This window comes from Pseudomonas sp. GL93 (assembly GCF_003408955.1).
GTDB lineage: Bacteria > Pseudomonadota > Gammaproteobacteria > Pseudomonadales > Pseudomonadaceae > Aquipseudomonas > Aquipseudomonas paracarnis.
Genome location: NZ_NKRF01000038.1, coordinates 44,241 through 63,137 on the forward strand (window position 1 = coordinate 44,241; position 18,897 = coordinate 63,137).

Annotated in this window: 6 protein-coding genes; 5 read left to right on the top strand and 1 reads right to left on the bottom strand. The window is 60.3% G+C overall.

Annotation, left to right across the window (positions count from 1 at the left end):
• The first annotated feature begins 63 nt into the window (after positions 1-63).
• A complete protein-coding gene (locus CER19_RS06655; RefSeq protein WP_116665840.1) occupies positions 64-3,156 on the top strand; it encodes a transglycosylase domain-containing protein in 3,093 nt (1,030 codons plus the stop codon).
• Here CER19_RS06655 and CER19_RS06660 read toward each other — a convergent pair.
• A complete protein-coding gene (locus CER19_RS06660) occupies positions 3,143-7,780 on the bottom strand; it encodes a hypothetical protein (protein ID WP_116665841.1) in 4,638 nt (1,545 codons plus the stop codon). The two genes, CER19_RS06655 and CER19_RS06660, sit on opposite strands and share 14 nt — an antisense overlap.
• Before the next feature lie 134 nt (positions 7,781-7,914).
• Here CER19_RS06660 and CER19_RS28560 point away from each other — a divergent pair, with 134 nt between their 5' ends.
• From CER19_RS28560 to CER19_RS06685, 4 genes are all read left to right on the top strand, one after another.
• The gene (locus CER19_RS28560; RefSeq protein ID WP_133298315.1) at positions 7,915-8,613 is read left to right on the top strand and encodes a dermonecrotic toxin domain-containing protein; all 699 of its coding nucleotides are present in this window, start codon (positions 7,915-7,917) and stop codon (positions 8,611-8,613) included.
• Between the two features lie 339 nt (positions 8,614-8,952).
• On the top strand, positions 8,953-13,806 hold the full coding sequence (locus CER19_RS06675; protein ID WP_116665844.1) for a dermonecrotic toxin domain-containing protein: 4,854 nt from the start codon (positions 8,953-8,955) through the stop codon (positions 13,804-13,806).
• Positions 13,807-13,904: 98 nt separating this feature from the next.
• On the top strand, positions 13,905-15,125 hold the full coding sequence (locus CER19_RS06680; protein WP_116665845.1) for a hypothetical protein: 1,221 nt from the start codon (positions 13,905-13,907) through the stop codon (positions 15,123-15,125).
• Between the two features lie 16 nt (positions 15,126-15,141).
• A partial coding sequence (locus tag CER19_RS06685; RefSeq protein WP_218568476.1) for a membrane-targeted effector domain-containing toxin occupies positions 15,142-18,897 on the top strand: 3,756 nt, incomplete at its 3' end.

Consider the following 18,897-nt stretch of genomic DNA (forward strand, 5'->3'; position numbering starts at 1 on the left):
CAGGCTACCAGCGACTAAGCTTCAGGCAAGTCCGATCAATCTGCGTGCAGGGATCAATCGACTATGGGCGCACTGTGGCAAACCGAATCGAGCAAAGCTGCGAAACGACAGGGCAGTTCGGACCCGGTGCCTTTACCCGAACATAAACCTCGGCCCCGCTATGTGCGGCGCCTGTTCTGGTTAATCGTGCTGATGGCGCTGATAGCCCTGGGGTTTGCCGCCGTCAAAGAGATGCGCACCTCACGCCTGCAGGCCCAGGAACTCAGCCGCCTGGCCCGCAGCCTCACCTACCAGGTCGAGACCGGCCCCAGTGCTGCCATCGTCTATCCTGGCGCCGGCCCATTCGACCGGCGCCTGGGTTACAGCGACCTCGGCACCTTCCTGCCGCGCTTGATCAAGCGCGGTTATGTGATCGAGGCCCAGGCGCGTTTTTCTCCCGCACTGATGGACTACAGCGCCAAGGGTCTGTTTGTGCCCTACGCGGAAAAAATCCAGGCCGGGTTGTCCATCACCGACTGCCGTGCGGTGCCGCTCTACCAGTACAACTACCCGCAACAGCTGTACGAAAGCTTCACCACGATTCCTCCCCTAGTGGTCAACAGCCTGCTGTTTGTTGAAAACCGCGACCTGCTCGACCCCACTCAACCCCAGGCCAACCCTGCCGTGGACTGGCCACGCTTTGCCAACGCCGCGTGGTCACAAGTGGCCAAGGTGCTGCACCTGCCGGGGCAGAGTGCCGGCGGCAGCACCTTGGCCACGCAGTTGGAAAAATACCGCCACTCTCCGGATGGCCTGACCGTATCGGGCACAGAGAAACTGCGGCAGATGTTTTCCGCCGCCGTGCGTGCCTATCGCAACGGGCCGCAAACCTTACCGGCGCGGCAGAATATCTTGCGTGACTACCTCAACAGCGTGCCGCTGTCGGCCGTGCCAGGCCACGGTGAAGTGCACGGCTTGGCCGAGGGTCTGCGGGTGTGGTACGGCGCCGACTTCAAGCAGGTCAACCAGGCGTTACTTGGACCGGTGAACAGCGCACAGGGTTTGGCCTTGCGTCAGGTGCTGGCGCTCATCATCGCCCAGCGCCGCCCTTCTCACTACCTGGCCAGAGGACGCGACGAACTGGCCCGGCTCACCGACAGCCACCTGCGCCTGCTGGCCCAGAACGCGGTGATTACACCCGCGCTGTTGCAGGCAGCGCTGGCTGCCAGGCTCAACTACCGCGACTGGGTGCAACAGCCCACGGTGCAGCCCATCGAGACCAACAAAGGCATCAGCATGGCCCGCGCACGCCTGGCCGCCCTGCTCGACCGCCCGCTGTACGACCTGGACCGTCTCGACCTGTCGGCCACCAGCACCCTGCAAGCGCCGTTGCAGGCCCAGGTCAGCGATTACCTCAAACGCCTCGCCGAGCCCGAGTACGCTCGCCAGGTCGGCCTGCTCGGCGATCGCCTGCTGACCCCAACCAACACGGCACAAGTGCGTTACAGCTTCACCCTGTTCGAGCTGACACCGGACGGCGCTCGGGTACGTGTACAAACCGACAACACCGACCAGCCCTTCGATATCAACGAAGGCAGCAAACTCGAGCTGGGCTCCACGGCCAAGCTGCGAGTGCTGACCACCTACCTGCAAATCATCACCGAGCTGCACGACAAGTACGCCGCACAAGCCCCCGCCGCACTGAAGAAAGTCGACATCGCCGAACAGGACCGCCTCAGCCGCTGGGCCGTCGACTACCTGATCCAGACACCGGATAAATCCTTGGCCAACATGCTCGACGCCGCCCTCAACCGCACTTACTCGGCCAGCCCCAACGAAGGCTTTTTCACCGGCGGCGGCATGCATCACTTCCACAATTTTCGCAACGAAGACAACGGCCGCAGCCCGACCCTGCGCGATGCCCTGCGCGAGTCGATCAACCTGCCGTTCATTCGCCTGATGCGTGACCTCGTGCGTTTCAGCACCTATTCGGGCGCCAACAACAGCGCCGAGTTGCTCAAGGACGACAGTGACCCGCGCCGCCAGGAATACCTGGCCGACTTCGCCGACCGCGAGGGCACGACGTTCCTGCGCAAGTTCTGGAAGAAGTACCAGAAGAAGGACACCCAGGCCCGCCTCGACACGTTTCTCGACGGTCTGCGCCCCACGCCAATTCGCCTGGCCGCCGTGCACCGTTACTTGTTGCCCAACGCCAGCCAGGACAGCTTCGACCTGTTCCTGCGCGCCCACCTGGACGGCGTCAAAACCAGTGAGAAACTCACCGACGAACGCCTGCAAAAACTCTACAAAGCTTACGGCCCCGGTACCTATGACCTGCCCGACCAGGGCTATATCGCCAAGGTGCACCCGCTGGACCTATGGCTGGTGGGCTACCTGCTCAACCATCCCGAGGCGACCTTCAGTGAGATGGTCAAAGCCAGCCAGTTCGAGCGCCAGGAAGTCTACAGCTGGCTGTTCAAGAGCCGCCACCAGAGCGCCCGCGACAGTCGCATCCGCACCATGCTTGAGGTCCAGGCATTTCTCGATATTCATCAGCGCTGGCAGACGGTGGGCTATCCGTTCGACCACCTGGTGCCCTCCCTGGCCACGGCCATCGGCAGCTCTGGCGATCGGCCCGCAGCGCTCGCGGAGCTGATGGGGATCATCCTCAACGACGGCGTGCGTGCACGGGTGGTACGCATCGACAGCCTGCACTTTGCCGCTGATACGCCGTATGAAACCCAGGTGATCAACGACCCCGCCGAAGGCAAACGGGTGATGCCGGTCGAGGTGGCGCGAGCATTGCGCGCAGCCTTGTCTCAAGTGGTGGATGCCGGTACGGCCAAACGTGTGGCCGGCAGTTTCAAGCTCGACGACGGCACGCCGCTGGCCATGGGCGGCAAGACCGGCACCGGCGACAACCGTATCGAAGCCATCGGCGCCGGTGGTCGGGTGCTCAGTTCCAAGGCGATCAACCGCACCGCGACCTTTGTGTTCTACATCGGCAACCAGCACTTCGGCACGCTCACCGCCTTTGTGCCGGGCAGTTCGGCACAAAATTTCAAGTTCACTTCGGCACTGCCCGTGCAAGTGCTCAAAGGCATGGCGCCGATTCTGGTGCCGTACTTGACGCCAAGCAGCCAGACGCTGTGCCAGCCCGTGGCTAGTCAACACTGAAAAACAGGCGTCGAGCAAAAGGCCGCGTGATCTTCGCCCGGTCAATTTCCAAAGTCTGGCGCACGCGCCCGGTCTGGCCGGTGCGGATACGGGCGAATGCCTGGGCCTCGACCTGGGCCTGTGCCTCGCGACCAAGGCGCTCCTGCTCGGGGCTCTTGATGTGAGGGTCGCCCTCGTAATGATCATCCGGCCCCTGGGGCCTTTTGTAGTGGAAGTGGGCATAGCACAGCGCGCGTTGGGTATCCCGTGCGTCCGCGACTATATACACCTGCAGATAATCATCGGTTTTACCCTTGAGCCGCACGCGTTCGCCTTGCTTGAAAATACGCACGGCATCATGACGCAGAAGAAAGTCAACGTGCTCCTGGGTCGTGGGCCGCAGCCGGGTCGCTCTGATCCGTGCGTCCACCCCGGCCGCTTTCAACCGGGCCTCTGCCAGCCGCAGGTCGCGCGCCATCGCCAGTGCCTTGGCTTGCTGCACAGCCACCAGTCGGAAGGTTTCCATACCCTGGCGCCTGCGGTCAATCGACTCGGCGGTCCAGCGGCGGGTATTGGCCTGCGCCTCGAGCAGGTACTCCAGGGAAGACGGATCGTTGATTCGCTCAATCAGAGCGTCTACCTGTTGGATCGCTCTCCTCTCATCATCCAGCAGCTCCTGAGCCTTTTTCAGCAAGCTACCGAGCTGCGCATCAGGCTTGGGCGTCGGTCTCACAGGTTCCCAAACCCCGTCCTGGGCCTCGGTAAACGTGCCGATGAGCTCGCCGCCAGCCTCATGCAGCTCTGCGGTGACTGGCGCCAATAGCGTGGCTTCATTGATCTGCGCCACATACATATCGTGATTACGCGTACGGATAATTTTTTTACGCCGGGTGCCTTGGGGCACGGGAGCGGGTGCAGTAGGCCGTTCTGTCTGGGGTTCCGGTTGCAGGAGGCTCGCCAGTTCTTTTTCGACCTGTTGGTGCAGGCTGGCCAGCAGCTCCTGCAGTTTTTGCAGGTACACCAAGTCGAATTTTTCCGGTTCCATGGCACGCCAGAATTCAATCTGATCGTCGACCTGTACATAGACGTGATCAATATTTTTCAGCAGTTCAATGCGCTCTGCCGGCGTCGCTTGCAGCTGTTGTAAGTCCGCCAGAGAGCGGGTGGCACGGCGTGCACGCTTGATGGCTTCGCTGACAGCGTCAAAGAAATCGTCGCTGAGCTCAGGCCCCGTAACATCGATGGAAATGCCCCACAAGGTCGTCAGTTGCAAGGTTTGCAAGTCTGGTATCAAAGGGCGCCCGGTTAATGTCAGCCCCTGGGCCTTGTCCCGACCTAGTCGGGGAACACGGCTCAATTCATCCAGATAGCCGGCCTCCAGGGTTCGCCAGCGAATGGCCGTTTCCTGTACTGCCGCCAACTCACGCATGAGGGTGCTCAGTTTAGCGTGATCCTGACGGTTGATATCCGAGTCGGCCTCTTCCGGGGTTTCCTCACTCAGCCGGTCCAGCAGCGGCCTGAGCCTGGCATTGCAGTCCACAACATGTCGTCGAGACTGCGCATCCAATAACTGTGCGGTCAGAATCACTGACTCCAACACTTGGCAAAGTTCTACCTCATAGCCAAGGCGAGGGCCCAATTCCCGCAGGCGCTTGAGTAGCTGTAACTCCCGCTGTGCATGCTGGAACTTGTTGCTCATTTCCTGACCATAGCGCTCCCACGCCTGGGTGCGTTGTGGGTCAGTGATTTGGCCGGCGGGCCGGGTCGCCAACGCGTGAGCAAGGTGCATCGCGGTGTTCGCCCTGGCGCGGTCCGCCTGGGCATTTCTATAGTCAGCCTCAAGCGCGGAGAGGATAGCCGGCTGTGCTTGCCGGGCTTGCTCAATCGCCTCGTCAGCATTGCCGCCTGACAACCGCAGTCTCAAATCAAAGTCCCACCGGCCCTGGCCCAAGTGCCTGAGCCAAGGCCCAAGGGTGGCACCATCAGCGCTGACCACCCGCACCACGCCTTGATTGATTTGCACCCGGTACAGCGCCCCTCGAACCAACGCCTGCCATTGCGCAGGCGTATGAGCGGTATCGCGCAACAAGCCCTGGGTAGCACCACTGGGCTCGGCGTTATCCAGGGCAACCGGCCAGGGCGTGGGAAAGGTTTTCAGGCGCAACGGCTGGATCAACGCCCGTTGTTGCGGGGTCAGTACGTCGCGGGCATTGGCCCAGCGGGTGGGCGTGTAGAACGTCGCAGGTGCGGGAACAGGCTTGAGCGGCACCGACAGTTGTGCGGGTTCGACACGCGCCAAAGGTGCAAACACCGGGTGCTCCAGCGCCAAATGCTGGTGGGCATTCTGGGGCGTGGCCTGATGGGCCACAATCGCCATCAGGTTCGCCAGCATGTCGGTGAGGGCAGCGCTCCTCGCTTGCCCGTCGTCACTCTGCAGCCCTTGGATATCGCGCTGCGCGCTGTCGACTAACTGAGCCAGCCAGCCCCCCAGCATCAACGGCCCGTTCAGATACGGCAGCACAGTCCCCAACAGCAGCCAACCGGCCTGCTTCAAGTCGGCCCAACGCTGCTCGGCATTCGATACCGACTGGCGGTCCGCCAGGGCTACCAGTGCCTGGGCCGTGGCGTTGAACACCTGATCCGCCGGGTCGGTGGCGGCCACCTGTTTGCTCAGTTGTGCCGGTGCCGGCGCCTCATACACGCTGAACTCATCGCCCGGTAGAAAGCGGCGAATATGCGGCTCATGAAAGCCATTATTGGCATAGACCGCCTGGCGCGCAGGCGCAAGCCAGGTCAACACATTGTCCTGCAGGGTGCCCGCGGTCTTGATCGCGGTAAACAGAGCCTCCAGCGATTCATATTCCAGCAGCATCGGGCTGAACAGTGGCCGGTACAACAGGTGCGGACCGCCTTGCCCCTGTTGCGGCCCGATGATGAACATGTTGGCGACCACATCCGGTGCGGCATCCGCCGAAGTCTTGAACGCCAACTGCCACAACGCGACAGCCTGCCCACCGACCTGGCGTTCGGCGGCACTCGCCTGCAAGGCCGCGAGAACCAGCTGAAAACCGCTCCGGGTCACACCGTACTCGCCCTTGATCTTCGATTCCAGGGCCAACATCGGCAGTTGCACTCGCAGTTGCCGGCTGAACTGCTGCCGACGGCGGGTGACCTCAGCCGTGTCGTCGATCAGCTTTTTTTTCAGCAGGGCAGGATAGGTTTGCCCCACGTCCGCCTCATCCACACAGCATTTGATCAGGCTGTACGTCAGCCAGGTCGGTGCCGCTGCATCGTTGAGCGTGATGCGCTTGACGGTGTGCGGGAACCCAGCGAGGTTTTCCAGGGCCAGCTCGGTCAGCGTCACCGTGACCGGGTCCACCTCACCGGCAATGAACCCGCCCGGCACCGGCACGGCTGCCGCGATCACTCGATCAAAGGTCAGCGAAACGTCACCCGGCTGGAGGTTCGTCGCACCAGGTTGCGCCCTCAGGCACTGCTGTAACTGACGGTCGGCGTACTGGGTAATCGACTCGATGCCCTCAAGAAAATGCGCTGCCCCGCTTTCATGCTGGGCCAACACCCACTGCTGCAACAACTGGGCATAGGCGATGCTGTCCTCTGGGCCCGCCTGGGCCAGCCACCCGGGCATGACCTGACGCAAGCGTTGCTGGGGCGCGCTCAGTTCACAGATAAACCAACGCCTGGGATCAATGATGTAATCGAGCAGCGCTTGGCACGCCTGCGTCGCGCGCGGCACAGTACGCTGGATACTATCGATCTCCAACAGCTGGCGTGCCAGGTAACTTGACGCCAAGGCATCGAACGGGTCGCCCTGAGCCTCCAGGACGAACCACTGGTCAGCCGCGCCCGTCAGCACCGCACTGGTATAAGCCGGCAACATAGCGCCGATGTCGTCCAGGCTATTGAGCACGTGGATACCGCTAGCCGGGCTGAACAGCAAGGTGGTCGAGGCATGGCTGAAGACCAGCAGCGGCAATATCTGTGTTTGATCGCCCCCTTGCAGGTGCACGGTCTGCACCCGCAACGGGCCGCCATGCAGGCTCCATGCAGCGGTCGGCCGCACCGGGCGTAACAGGTTTTTGGGGAATAGCGCAGCGAAACGTTTTTCGTCCAGGCCTGGAGGTTTCGGTGAGTCGTAGAGCAACGCCAGCAGGTGGTCGGACAGATAGCCCCAACGGACCCTGTTTATCGGAATAGGCTCACGCCACCACATTTGCAAACGATTGGAAAAGAACCTCAGAAGCACCGCACCGCACTCATTGATCAGCTTCTCCAGCTCAGCCAGGGTCGGCCCACTCGACACAAACACTTCGCGAACCTGTCGGACCACAATCTGATACTGCTCGACCAACAACGTCGGCCTGGCGCCGGCCAAGCGCTGCACCAGTAATTCAGGCAAAGGCTGATAAGCGTAGGACGGCAATGCATCGGTGCTGCCAGCGGTGGGTGTGCCTATATGGATCAGGCCGGCCCTCCACTGTTGCGTCGAAAAATGTTGGTCCAGATAGGCTTGGGCAGCCTCTTGCGCCACAGTGAGCAATGACGGTGGATCACGGAACAGGGTCTCGATTTGGTCAATATGGGTTTGGCGCAGGGAAGCTGGGCCGGGCTCGGACGACGTCATGACAGGGTTTCTCGGTGTGATGGAACCATCGACGCTACAGCCTGCCCGACATCCCGTGTCGATAGACAGCTACTGCCAAGCGCGTCCCTGCGCGAGCCTAGTCTGAGCGCCCGACTCACTCCAGAAAATAAGCCATGAGCACCATTGCCCCCTCTACACACGAAGATATCCAGGCGCTGGATCATGCGTTGATCACAGGTTTGATCAAGGGCCAGCAAAACCTGATGCTCGACGGCAAGGCCGCGCACTGCCATGACCTGAGCCTGATGGACGCCACCTTGACCGGCGTCGTACTGATTTGCGCCGATCTGGAAGTCAGTCGCCAGGCATCGCCCTTGATCGCGTATATCCCGGATGACCCGCAGCACCCGCTCAAGCGCTATGCGTCAACGGTCGAGTTCATGCAGGCACTGACTGGGCAACTGCGCCAGCCCGACTATCAGCAATTCTTCAGCCGGTTTGTCGGGCACCCGTACCAGGGGCATTTTTTCAGCCAGTTGGGCGCGCGTTTGAGCCAGGTGAAATGGCATCAGCACGCGCCCGGCGATCCACAACCGAGCTGGCGCGAAACGCCACTCAACAACCCCAACCTACAGTTCAGCGTGACACGAGAATGCTTGAGCAGTACTTCTGGAGCGACTACTTGCTCAATACCCGTCCCGAGGAGTTCCGACAGATCAAATGCCAACATGAACAGGCCAGTGAAAGCATCGACGATTTGCGCCTGGCTCAAAACGCTTGGGCCGCCCATGAGCAACTGTCACCGGAGCAACAAAAACCGGCCACCAGTACCCAACTCCGGCAGCGTCTGCTCAACCTGGCAGACGCGCTGAATGTACCCCATGAGCAAGTCCTGACTGACGAGCCTATGACAGATGAACAGTACTTGAGCCTGTTTCTCAAGAGTTTCCATGACGAACAGGAGCTGGGCCGCCGCCTGACCCGCCAGGCCATGGTTACCGCCGGGTTATAACCCTCCGTCCCATTGCAGGAGCGAGCAGGAACCAGGCGGCCCCTGGTTCCTGCAAAAACCGCAGTTACACGCCGAGATAAAAGGCCCATGCAGTGGTTATGTATGGCCGCCCCTTTGCCCTGGGTTATTAGTGTAGGTGGAGTCGATTGTTCGATTCACGTGAGGTGCCCTCACCCTATTTCTACAGGAAACCCAGGTTATGCCTTCACTCCCCCTGCCCCCCACCGAAGACTTGCTGCGCCGGTTACCGGTCTGTCTCACCGCCATCGAGCATCTGCTGGATGCCCAGCCGGTCTTAGCCACGTTGATGGCCTCCGAGTTACGCCAGGCACTGGCCAACCTTGTGCCCGGTAACCCGCTTGATCCGGATGCGGTTTTTCTCAACGAGTATATGTACGCCCCCCCAGCGCAGGACGACTCGGACAGCCTCCCACGGCGGCCCCGTGTTACCCGAACGCGTAACCTGACACAGGTGCTTCAGGAGGCTATTGCCACCGGCAAAATACCGACAGCGCGTGCCAAAGTACCGCAAACCGGCGCGGTCTCGCAGGCAGTCGGCTTCTACGCACGTGCCCACGACGCTGGCCGCGACGGCGAAATAACTGCACTTGAGGTCACGGCCTTCAATCAACTGATCGACAACCTGCGCCACGACAGCCTGGCGCTGTACTCGCGCAAGCTCGAGGTGTTCTGGACGTCTGCCCAGGCAACCACCGGGGCCCTGAGCGTGTTTGAGGCCATCAGTCAAAAACAGCGCGTGGTATTTGTGCTTGAGTCGGATCTGAAAACCCACGACGCCCTGCAACAGGTGACACAGGCTGAGCAGGCCTTACAGAAAAAACCCACGGACACTCAAGCCCTGGCGGACGTTGCCGCGGCCAAGGCCCACCTGGAGGTACACACCGAGGGCCGGCAGTTGATCGACAACCTGGTGCTCCATGAGACCTCGGGCACCGCCACGCGGCCGCAAGCGGTGGGGATCACCCTATACTCGACGGGCCAGCCCGAGTGGTCGGCGGCGCTGAACGGCTGCTTCGTACTCACTGAACGATTGCACGGGAGCCGACCGACTGTCCTTTACACCCCGCAATTTGGGGTTGAGATATTCGAGCATTTCTCCACCATGGAAAACACCCTGCGCAGACGCCTGGTGGCGGGCGCCGAAAAAAGCCGGCTGCTCACCAACGTCGCACTCAGCCAGCGCAGCCTTGTCGGCGAAGGGTTACGCAGTGCACAGAACTTGCGCTACATGCCGATCACCGGCCCTGTATTCAGTGCGTGCCTGCAAGGCCAGCGTGACCAGCAAGAGGCCGATATCGACCAAGCCTTCAGCGCCCCCCAGACCACGTTCGAGGCCTTGGCGACCGAGCTGAGTGCAACCCTGGCACTGCCGCTCAAGGGCAGTCCGGGATTGAGCGCCCGCTTGTCTGCACCGGTAGACCCCATGGGCCTGCCCGCCCTCGTCCACACCCCGCCAGACCCTGAACAGCAGGCGCAACTGATACAACTTTGGAACTCACTCAACCAGCAAATCGAATACGTACTGGCCCAACACACACATCCCTCGCTGGAGGGCGTGTTGTCAGCCCTGCTCAAGGAGACCTTCCCACAGCTGCCCCCCGAGACCAAACCCTCCGGTTTGTATGTCAACCGCTACCGCACCGACAGCGCCGGCCAGCGCCATTTTGAATCCTCGCAAACCCTGTTGAAGGCGCTGTGCACCTTATTGTGCTGGGAAGATGAACCTCAGGAACAAGCGAACCACACCGAAGGCGTCTTCAGCAGCGCCACGGCCTTCAGCGCTGCCGACCAGATCCCTGATAGCGGCACACTGACGACCCTGGCTGAAACCCTGCTGGCCAGGTTGACCGCAGACATCACCACTTACTGGCAGACGCCCATAACACCTGAGTTGGCCTGCCCACAGGCCAGGCTGATTGAGGTGCACCGTCAAGCCCTGGATGTGCAGGCGCGCCTGAGCTTCGCCGACAACACCTTGAGCCCGCAGGCCAAACAGCTGATTGATCGCGCGCTGCTCTACCCGACCCTGGCCCGGCGTGAAGCCCGCTTTAGCCACGGAAACCGGCCAGGGGTGTATCAACTAACGCTGAGCACCGGTGACGCAGAGGGTGTGCGCCTGGCCGGCAGCTTCGTCCTGACCTCCCGCGACGGCTCCAGCCCGGTACTTCCCCACTGGCCCTACGGGCACAAAAACCTCAGTACCCACAGGGCTGAAGCGGGCCTGGTAGTGCTGTATACCCCAAACAAGGGCTTTGAAGAGTTTGCAACCCTGCAAACACTGCACGACACGCTGAAAGTACGCATCAATACCGGTGAGGACACGGGCAGGTTACTGATCGCCAGCTTGCCGCTGTTGGTACTGCGTGGCAAAACCGGGTTATGGGGCAGTGACCTGCGCAACACCTTTGCACCGATAGAATGTGATTTTGTCGCCGACAGTATTCAAGCGTTGCTGGACAAGCAGCAGTCTGACATCGAGGCCATCCTGGGCCTGGCCGACGGTGAACCGGATCCCCAAGGCAATGGCCGTGCGGAGCTGGTCGAGCTGTTGGACATGGCAGAGGCCTTTGTGGCGCGTAACCAACGACTGCTGGAACATTGGCGGATGGACTGGGAAAAGCGCCTGAGCCCAGCGGACCAGAAGGCACTGCTAGAGCAATCCCGCACCACAGACGAAAAACAGGACGAACTGGGCAAACAATGGAACGCGCTGATCCCTACACTGGCCGAGTATGCCAGGCAACAGGTGCTGCTGAAGATACGCGCGTTCCTGGCAGACTACCCCGCGCTGGATATTGACCCGGACCAGACGATGGTCATCCGTACCACAAGAACCCGTATCAGTGGCGGTGCCGGTTTTGGCTCAGTGCATGAAACGGTGAGGTCGAGCCACATAAGCCTGACTAACCTGCTGCTGAAAAACAACAAACCGTGGGCCAAGAGCTTATCGTGGACAGAAGACGACACGTTGGAAGCCAACCTGACCACCTCGCAAGGCAACTGGCTACTTGACGCCCAAGGCAATGCCATCACCGTGGACAAGGAACGCCTCGAACTGTGGGTCAAAGCGCTGAATATCGGCCACGAGTACACCGAGAACATCCTCAAGAAACACCTCGCGCCAGAGACCGCGACGGCCGTGAAAAAAGCCTGGATAGCGAGCCAGGCGGCCGCCCTGGACTATGCGGCCTTGTCGGCCCGCTTGAATCCGGATGCCTACAGCACAGCTGTAGCCGATGACAACCTTCAAAAGAAAGCCGCCGCCTGGGTGACTGCCGTACTCGCCGCGACAGACCCCAAGGCCCGCCAACTGGTCGACGGGCAGGCAATCATCGCCAATGCCCTGATGTTCAATCCGGCCAGCGACGCTCCCGAGGGGCGCGGCGGGCAGACCGTGAACGGCGTTTTGCTACTCTCCACCGCCGATGATGAAATGCTGGTGCTCTACGCCCCCCATGCGCCCGACGGTTTGGAGCTCAGGGAAATCGCCAGCGAAGCCGAACTGATCAAGCTGATGCGCAACTCGGCCTGGCAGGCTTACCTGCAGGCACGTTTACCGGCCAACACCCGCTTGCTCAATCATCGCCTGGTGGCCCACCCCGGCGATGTGCTGGAGGGGTTGTACCGGCAGAACTACCTGTACTTGCTGGACAAGACCGATACTGAAAGCGTGACCAACGAGGAATTGACCTACCAATCCACGTTCAACAAGGTGATGTTCGGCGTTGAAGTCGTCACCACGGTACTGGGTGGGTTCCCCTGGGCCGGGCATCTGACCTCTTGCGCCTTCAGGTGGGTAGGCCGGATGGGGCAAACCACGGTTCAGGCCCTACGCAACCTGGGGCAAAACGTTGCAGGGTTGATAGCACGTCACGCCGGAAAGGGACGTGTTCTGTTCGAGGTTGCAACGGCCACCACCACGGTCACCGGCGCTGCACGCACCGCTGGTATTGGCATCAAGCCGTTGCAGATGCTGCTCAGGTCCGCGAGAAACACGCCCAAGCCCGACCTGACTGCCTATGAAAGAGCCTTCCAACAAGCGAGCCCCAACCTGGTGGTCAAGGGTGGCATTCCGGCCGGCTCCTCGCTGTCCGAAGGCACAGGCATCTATCGCACGTCCGGCGCCCTGCGCACCTTGTTGGTCCGCAGTGCCGATGGGAAAGGCAAAGAGCAGGTGTTTCGGATTCAGGACTCGTTCAACCTCTACGACCCCCATGGGCTGGTCGCCCCCGTGCTCACGCCGAGCGGAGGGTTCACACCTTTCAAGCTGCGCAAACTGGCCAACCAACAGTGGGCATTGGACACGTTGAACCGTGTGCCCGGCGGAGGGCCAAAAGTCGACAGCCATTTCACCGCTGCTCTCAGGGATTGGAACGCGCACGTCGCTGCCAATGCCCAGTCAGCCAACCCGCTGACCACGCTAAACCCCGCAGATTTCTTTAAAAACCGAAATATCGCAGTCAAGTCATGGAACAAATATGTAAGGCAAAGCGGCGAGATAAACGCGGCAGGGATAGCCAAACTCAGCCCTGCGCCCGCGCAAGGGTACGCAAAGTTTACAGACGAGCTTTTCAAGACTTGGACAGGCCTCGGTGATGAAACCTCGGACGCTGCACAGGCCTTTGTCAGGGCCCACCGTATTAGCCCAACCGTGTGGGCAAGGTACGTGACAAAGGGCGGCAAGTTGACCGAGCCAGGCATGATCCGATCAATAAGGCTAGCCAATCTTCCATCGGGGGCGAGAGGCAAGATCACCGACCAACATCTCCTGGACTGGAACAGGTTGTATCTGCGCCCGGAAATCCCGAGAACCACGCCCATCACAAAAGCGGAGATTATGAAATATGCATTTGATAACGGCTTTCACATCGACTCCTGGATGAAATACGTATCCCCCAAAACCGGCGCCTTCCTTAAGTACAACCCCATTCATGCAGCGCGCCTTGAGCGCCTGGGAATTCCCTCTACACCGCCGCAAACCGCCCCTCTTGACCTGTCGGCGGCTGGCCCGTCCACCCAGGCTCCGGTCTGAACGCACGTGCTTGACCCGCACTTTGCATAGTTACCGCCTGCACAACCCGACCCCACCCCATGCTGATGGTTCATTCCATCAGCGTGAGGACAGTGCCCATGAGCACGTCGAACACCCCGGCAGCATCACCAACGCTTCAAGAAATACGCACCCATCTGCTTGAAATCGACCCGCAACTGCGCCCTCAAGCCAAACCTCCCGTCGTCTTGCCAGCCGAACTGTTGGCGCTGGAAACACTGAATACCACCCTGACCGCTGCCAACGAACAGTTTCTGATTCAGGCACGCCGCCATTTTGAGACATTGAATGGGGCAGACCTCACCCAGGAAACTGGTAAAGCCCTGCTCGCCACGCTCAAAACCGACCTGAAAAACCACCTGCAAACCCTCGACGAAACCAGCACGGTGGGCGGTCAAGGGCGCAAGAGCTGCCTCACCCAGACGGCCGGTCTTGACGCGTTGAAACAGCAGGCCAAGCTCGATATGCGCGACTACCTGCTGTCGCCTGCCGAACAGCGCATGATTGAAGACTGCTCCCTGGGCCCGACCTTCCGGCCTGGCATGTATTCACTCAATTTCAGCTACCAGGACGACACCGTGGAGTTTGCCGGGGCCTTCGTGCTCACACGTAAATCCAGCCCAGTCGTGGATAACCTGACGTCGGAAGAAGACCTCGGCCAAGTCCTGTTATTCACCCCAAACCGAGGTCTGGAGGCCTTCGACTCGCTGGCGCAACTCGACCAGCGCCTCAAGGCGACACTGGCATTGCCGGCAGGCCATGAAGAATTCTGCCGACACCTGCCTGTACGTTATCAAGCGCTGGACGTCGTCGATATCTGGCCATTGCAACTGCTGCCCATTGAAGGCGAGCCACTGTTCGAACATACCTACGACGCGATCATCGACAAGCGCCGCCAGGACATCGAATGGGCATTGAGCCTGGTTGAAAACCCGCTACACGAGGCAACACTGCTCAAGTCAGCCTTGGACAAGGCAGTGAAGGCAGCGCTGCCAGACTTGTCGTCACGCTTGGCGTTCAGGCGCCAACAGCTACTGGAGCGCAGCGTTTATAACGGCCTGCCGGATTGGTATCGCAACGCGGCTTCGACGGACCAGGAAACCCTGAGCCGTTTCATACAGGACTACAATCAGGCTCGGGCAACGTATATCGAGCTACTGGGGCCTGCCGCCTCCCCCCAAGCCCTGGCGAGCTTCCAGTTGACCGAGTACCTGGACGAAGAGCTGGAAATCCACGACCTGGATCCGCACCACTTGCACCTCACCACTCGACGCAACGTCGCCCAATGTCGGCACCTATGAGCAGACACGCAACCTGGTGCACTTGAGCTATGCGGGGCTGCATACCGGCGATGAGTTGCCCGGCTCTGATTTCTTGACAAACACTACCCTGACGTATGCAGGCGCGGCACTGCAAGGTGACCATGCCGTTCTGAATGCCCAGAGCCTGCTCGACATGCTCCGCGAACCCGGCCTGGCACCGCGCCTGGACTTTGCCGCGCTGCAAAAAGACATGCAAACCAAGGCTGAATTCAAAAAGGCGGCTCGCGACCTGTTTGATCATCGGCTGGTATTGCTCGCCTTTATCGCCCGGTTGCGGGGCGACCTGAGCCAGGCAGACCATAGCTTATTCGAAACGTTGCGAGCCGGTACGAACCCGCGCTTGCGTGCACGAACCGTGCTGCTGCATGGCGCGCAACTCAAAGACCTGTGGTTATTGCGCGAAGAGGACGCCACCGGCCAAATCCGGCGCTTGCTGTTGTGCACTCCGGATTCGCCCCGCGAGCGACAGTTCCTGGCATTTACCACCGAACGCGAATGCCAGGCGCACATCGTCGGTTGGGCCGATGACAAAACCCGGTTGAAGGGCCGGACCATGAGCGACTACCTGCTGGAGCAATGCCCCCTGCGTTTTCGGCAGAAGATGGGCACGTTCCTGGCAGGGTTAGGCTTCAAGCCCGACGCAAAGGACCACGAGGAGGTGACATTTGGCCCTTTGTGCTTGCACCCGATATGCCTGGACACCATGGTCGTGCATTCGCAAAGCGCAGCGCAAGACGATTACGAACACAGTACCCCGCTGTGGTATCGCTCGGCCCAGGCGGCGGACCGAACCCGTTTGACCAGCCTTGCCGAAGATGCCGCAGGTGCCTTGCGCACCTATAACGCCATGCCCGATTCGCAAGCCCACTTCATTACCTTCGATGCCTATCTGCACGATAAAGCTAAACGCAGCCTGAACACGCTGCTGGGCCGCGAACAGAATGATGTTGACCCGGACACCCTATACGTCTCGGCACCCTGGCCGTTGTTGGGCGGCAAACCGAAGCCCATCACCTATACAAGGTTGTACAGAGATGGTTACCCGGATAACGTCGGATTCATCGACCCGAAATTCTCCTCCTCGGCCACCTTCAGCGGGCCGGCCGGCGTCGACCTGAGCAGCCTGACCCCGCAGAACGTGTCACGCTCGGTGACCGGCGTGTGGATCGGTCAACGCTACACCGACGAAGTTCGCGAAAAATTGCAAAACGCGAGCAGCCCTGGCTACGCCAAACGGCGCGACGCCACCTTGGCGATCACGCAACTGCAGATGCAACACGCGGCGCTCGATTGTTGCCTGCGTGGCAATATCACACGGGCCGACCTCGCCTGGCTGGAGCGCGCCATCGACAGCCTTGGCGACACAGAGGACACGACCCGCAACACCTATAAAGTTCATCGACTGACGATTGACGGCGATTGGGTAATGGGTAACTACCTGTTCAGCCATGCAAACAACCCGGTGTTGCTGTACACCCCCAACGCACCCGATGGCATCGGCTTTCGTGAGGCGAAGCTGTTCAACTACTGGCTGAAAAAAGTCGATGGCGTGTCGGCTTACCTGCTGGGTCGGGTGCCGGTCCAATCCAGGGTGCGGATCGAGACGTTTTTGAAGACAGCCCGCGATGGATTACCCGCAACGATTGACCGTACAACCCCAAGCCCGGCGCGCTATGACCGGACAACCCCCGACACCACCCTGACCGACCTGCGCAATGATCTCTACAACATGGTGCTGCAGCGCAAAATCGATGATGTCGTTGCCACCACGGTCAATCGCACGGATATGATCGTGGGGATCCTCTGGACGTGCATCGAACTGGTCACCGCCGTCGCTACCATCCCGTTTCCCGTGCTGAGCCTGGGCCTGGGGGGCTTGCTGGCATTCAAGGACGCAATGCTCGCCATCAGTGCCTACCAACAGGGTGACATGGCCGGTGCCTTGAAACACTACATCGGCTACCTGGCCAATGTGGGCGGTGCTGTGCTGTTTGACTTTCGCCCGGCCCTCAAAGGCCCGCTCAACACACTGTCTATCAGGCCGGCGACTAAAGCGATAACGCAGGCCACGCTGATCAACGATATTGACCCTCGCATTGTTGCCGGGATGAAACCGGTGCAGTTCGAAGGCCAGGCGTTCTGGGTTAAGAACACACCCGACTCTCTGGGGCGGTATGTACTGCTTCGCCATGACCCCGTCACCGGGCAAATGCAGTCAACTGCACGCCTGGTCAACCAGAACACCGATGGTCATTGGGTACGCTCCGGGGTCGTGGGCGGCGGGCGCAAGAAGACGTATCAGGCACTCCAGGAGGAGGTTGACCAGACACTGGCGCGTTACGAGATTCCAGCCGAACAAGGCAAGTACTTCAGATCCGCGCTCGACCCTGAGTTTAGGCAGCACCTCGCCAGCAATCCGGACGAACTCATTGCGCAGGGCGCACTTGACGGGGCCTTTCTTGATTTGAAGCCTCTGCGCGACAGCTATCCCGATCAGGTGAAACACCTGACTCAAGATGCACAGGCGCTTTACGCTTCGCCTCCAGCGCGCCCGGCCCGCACTGGCTTGCCGGTGTTGGCAGCGGATTCCAGCCCGTCTACCGTGCTTGCCACGCTGTTCCCAATCAAAAAGCGGCTGATCATTGGCGCATCCAACACCAGCGTTGTCAGTAAGCAGTTACTGATCGAAGACATGCAGGCCTTGGCAGCACAAGGGCTAAAGCGTGTGTACATCGAAAATCTGCCGGCGGATGTTTTCCGTACCAAACTTAAAATTATCAACGGTGAAGCCAAAGGCAATCTCGCTCACGCATTGAAACGTGTCGAGGACCATCTGGCACGGGTCGACAACGCGTTGGGGTGGAACGTGGATGCCCCATTTACCTACCGTAAACTGATGCTTGAAGCCCACAAGCACAAGGTCGCAATCGACGGCGTGGACGCCTCGGTTTCCTACCATATGGAGCATGTGCTCGCGCTTTCTGAGCAAGAACGGTTTATCCCGCGTAGCAGCAACCTCAGAAACTTCTATTCCCACAAAGCCCTTGCGCAAAAAGACCCCGATGAGGGCTGGATCGCCCTAGTTGAACACAGTCGTATAGGCAGTACTGACGAGGTACCGGGCCTGGCCGACTTGCAGAATGTCATCGCCCTTCGCGTGGACGATGTCGCTCCGGGCCAGGCTGTGGGCATTTCGCCCGATACCTCCAGCGCTACGCTGTCCCGGGGTGACTACAGGCTGACAATGGCTTCAACCCCACAAACAGTACCGACGGCCGGGCCCTCGAGAGCGGCGCAGATCCCCTCATCCCCCTCTCATTACAGTGAGTTTGATCTGTCCGCGTCGTTTAAACCGAAGCTGGACGAGATGGTGCATGTAAGGGGCAGCTTTGACACGAACTTCCCACCTAACGCCGGAGCCCCACACTATTCGGCATTCCAGGCTTTCAAGCAAACACGCAGTCGCTTGGATGAAGCCGCCAAAAAGGCCTTTACCGCTTACACGCCACGGCCACGCCCCGATTTCGCCGACCTTGCCACGGCGACCAGTGAGGAGGCGTTTATCAAGCAGCTGTGTAAAAAGATCCGGGGACTTGTCATCGGCGAAGTTCATTCTCATACATACAGCAAACAGGCCTTGATCAAGTACATGTGGGCCTGTCCCCCGGCAGCGTACGCCATGAAGCTGGTTATCCAGTCTTCTGCCTCAAGCTCTTTGCATATTCGTTCGGAGAACGATACCCCAGAGCTG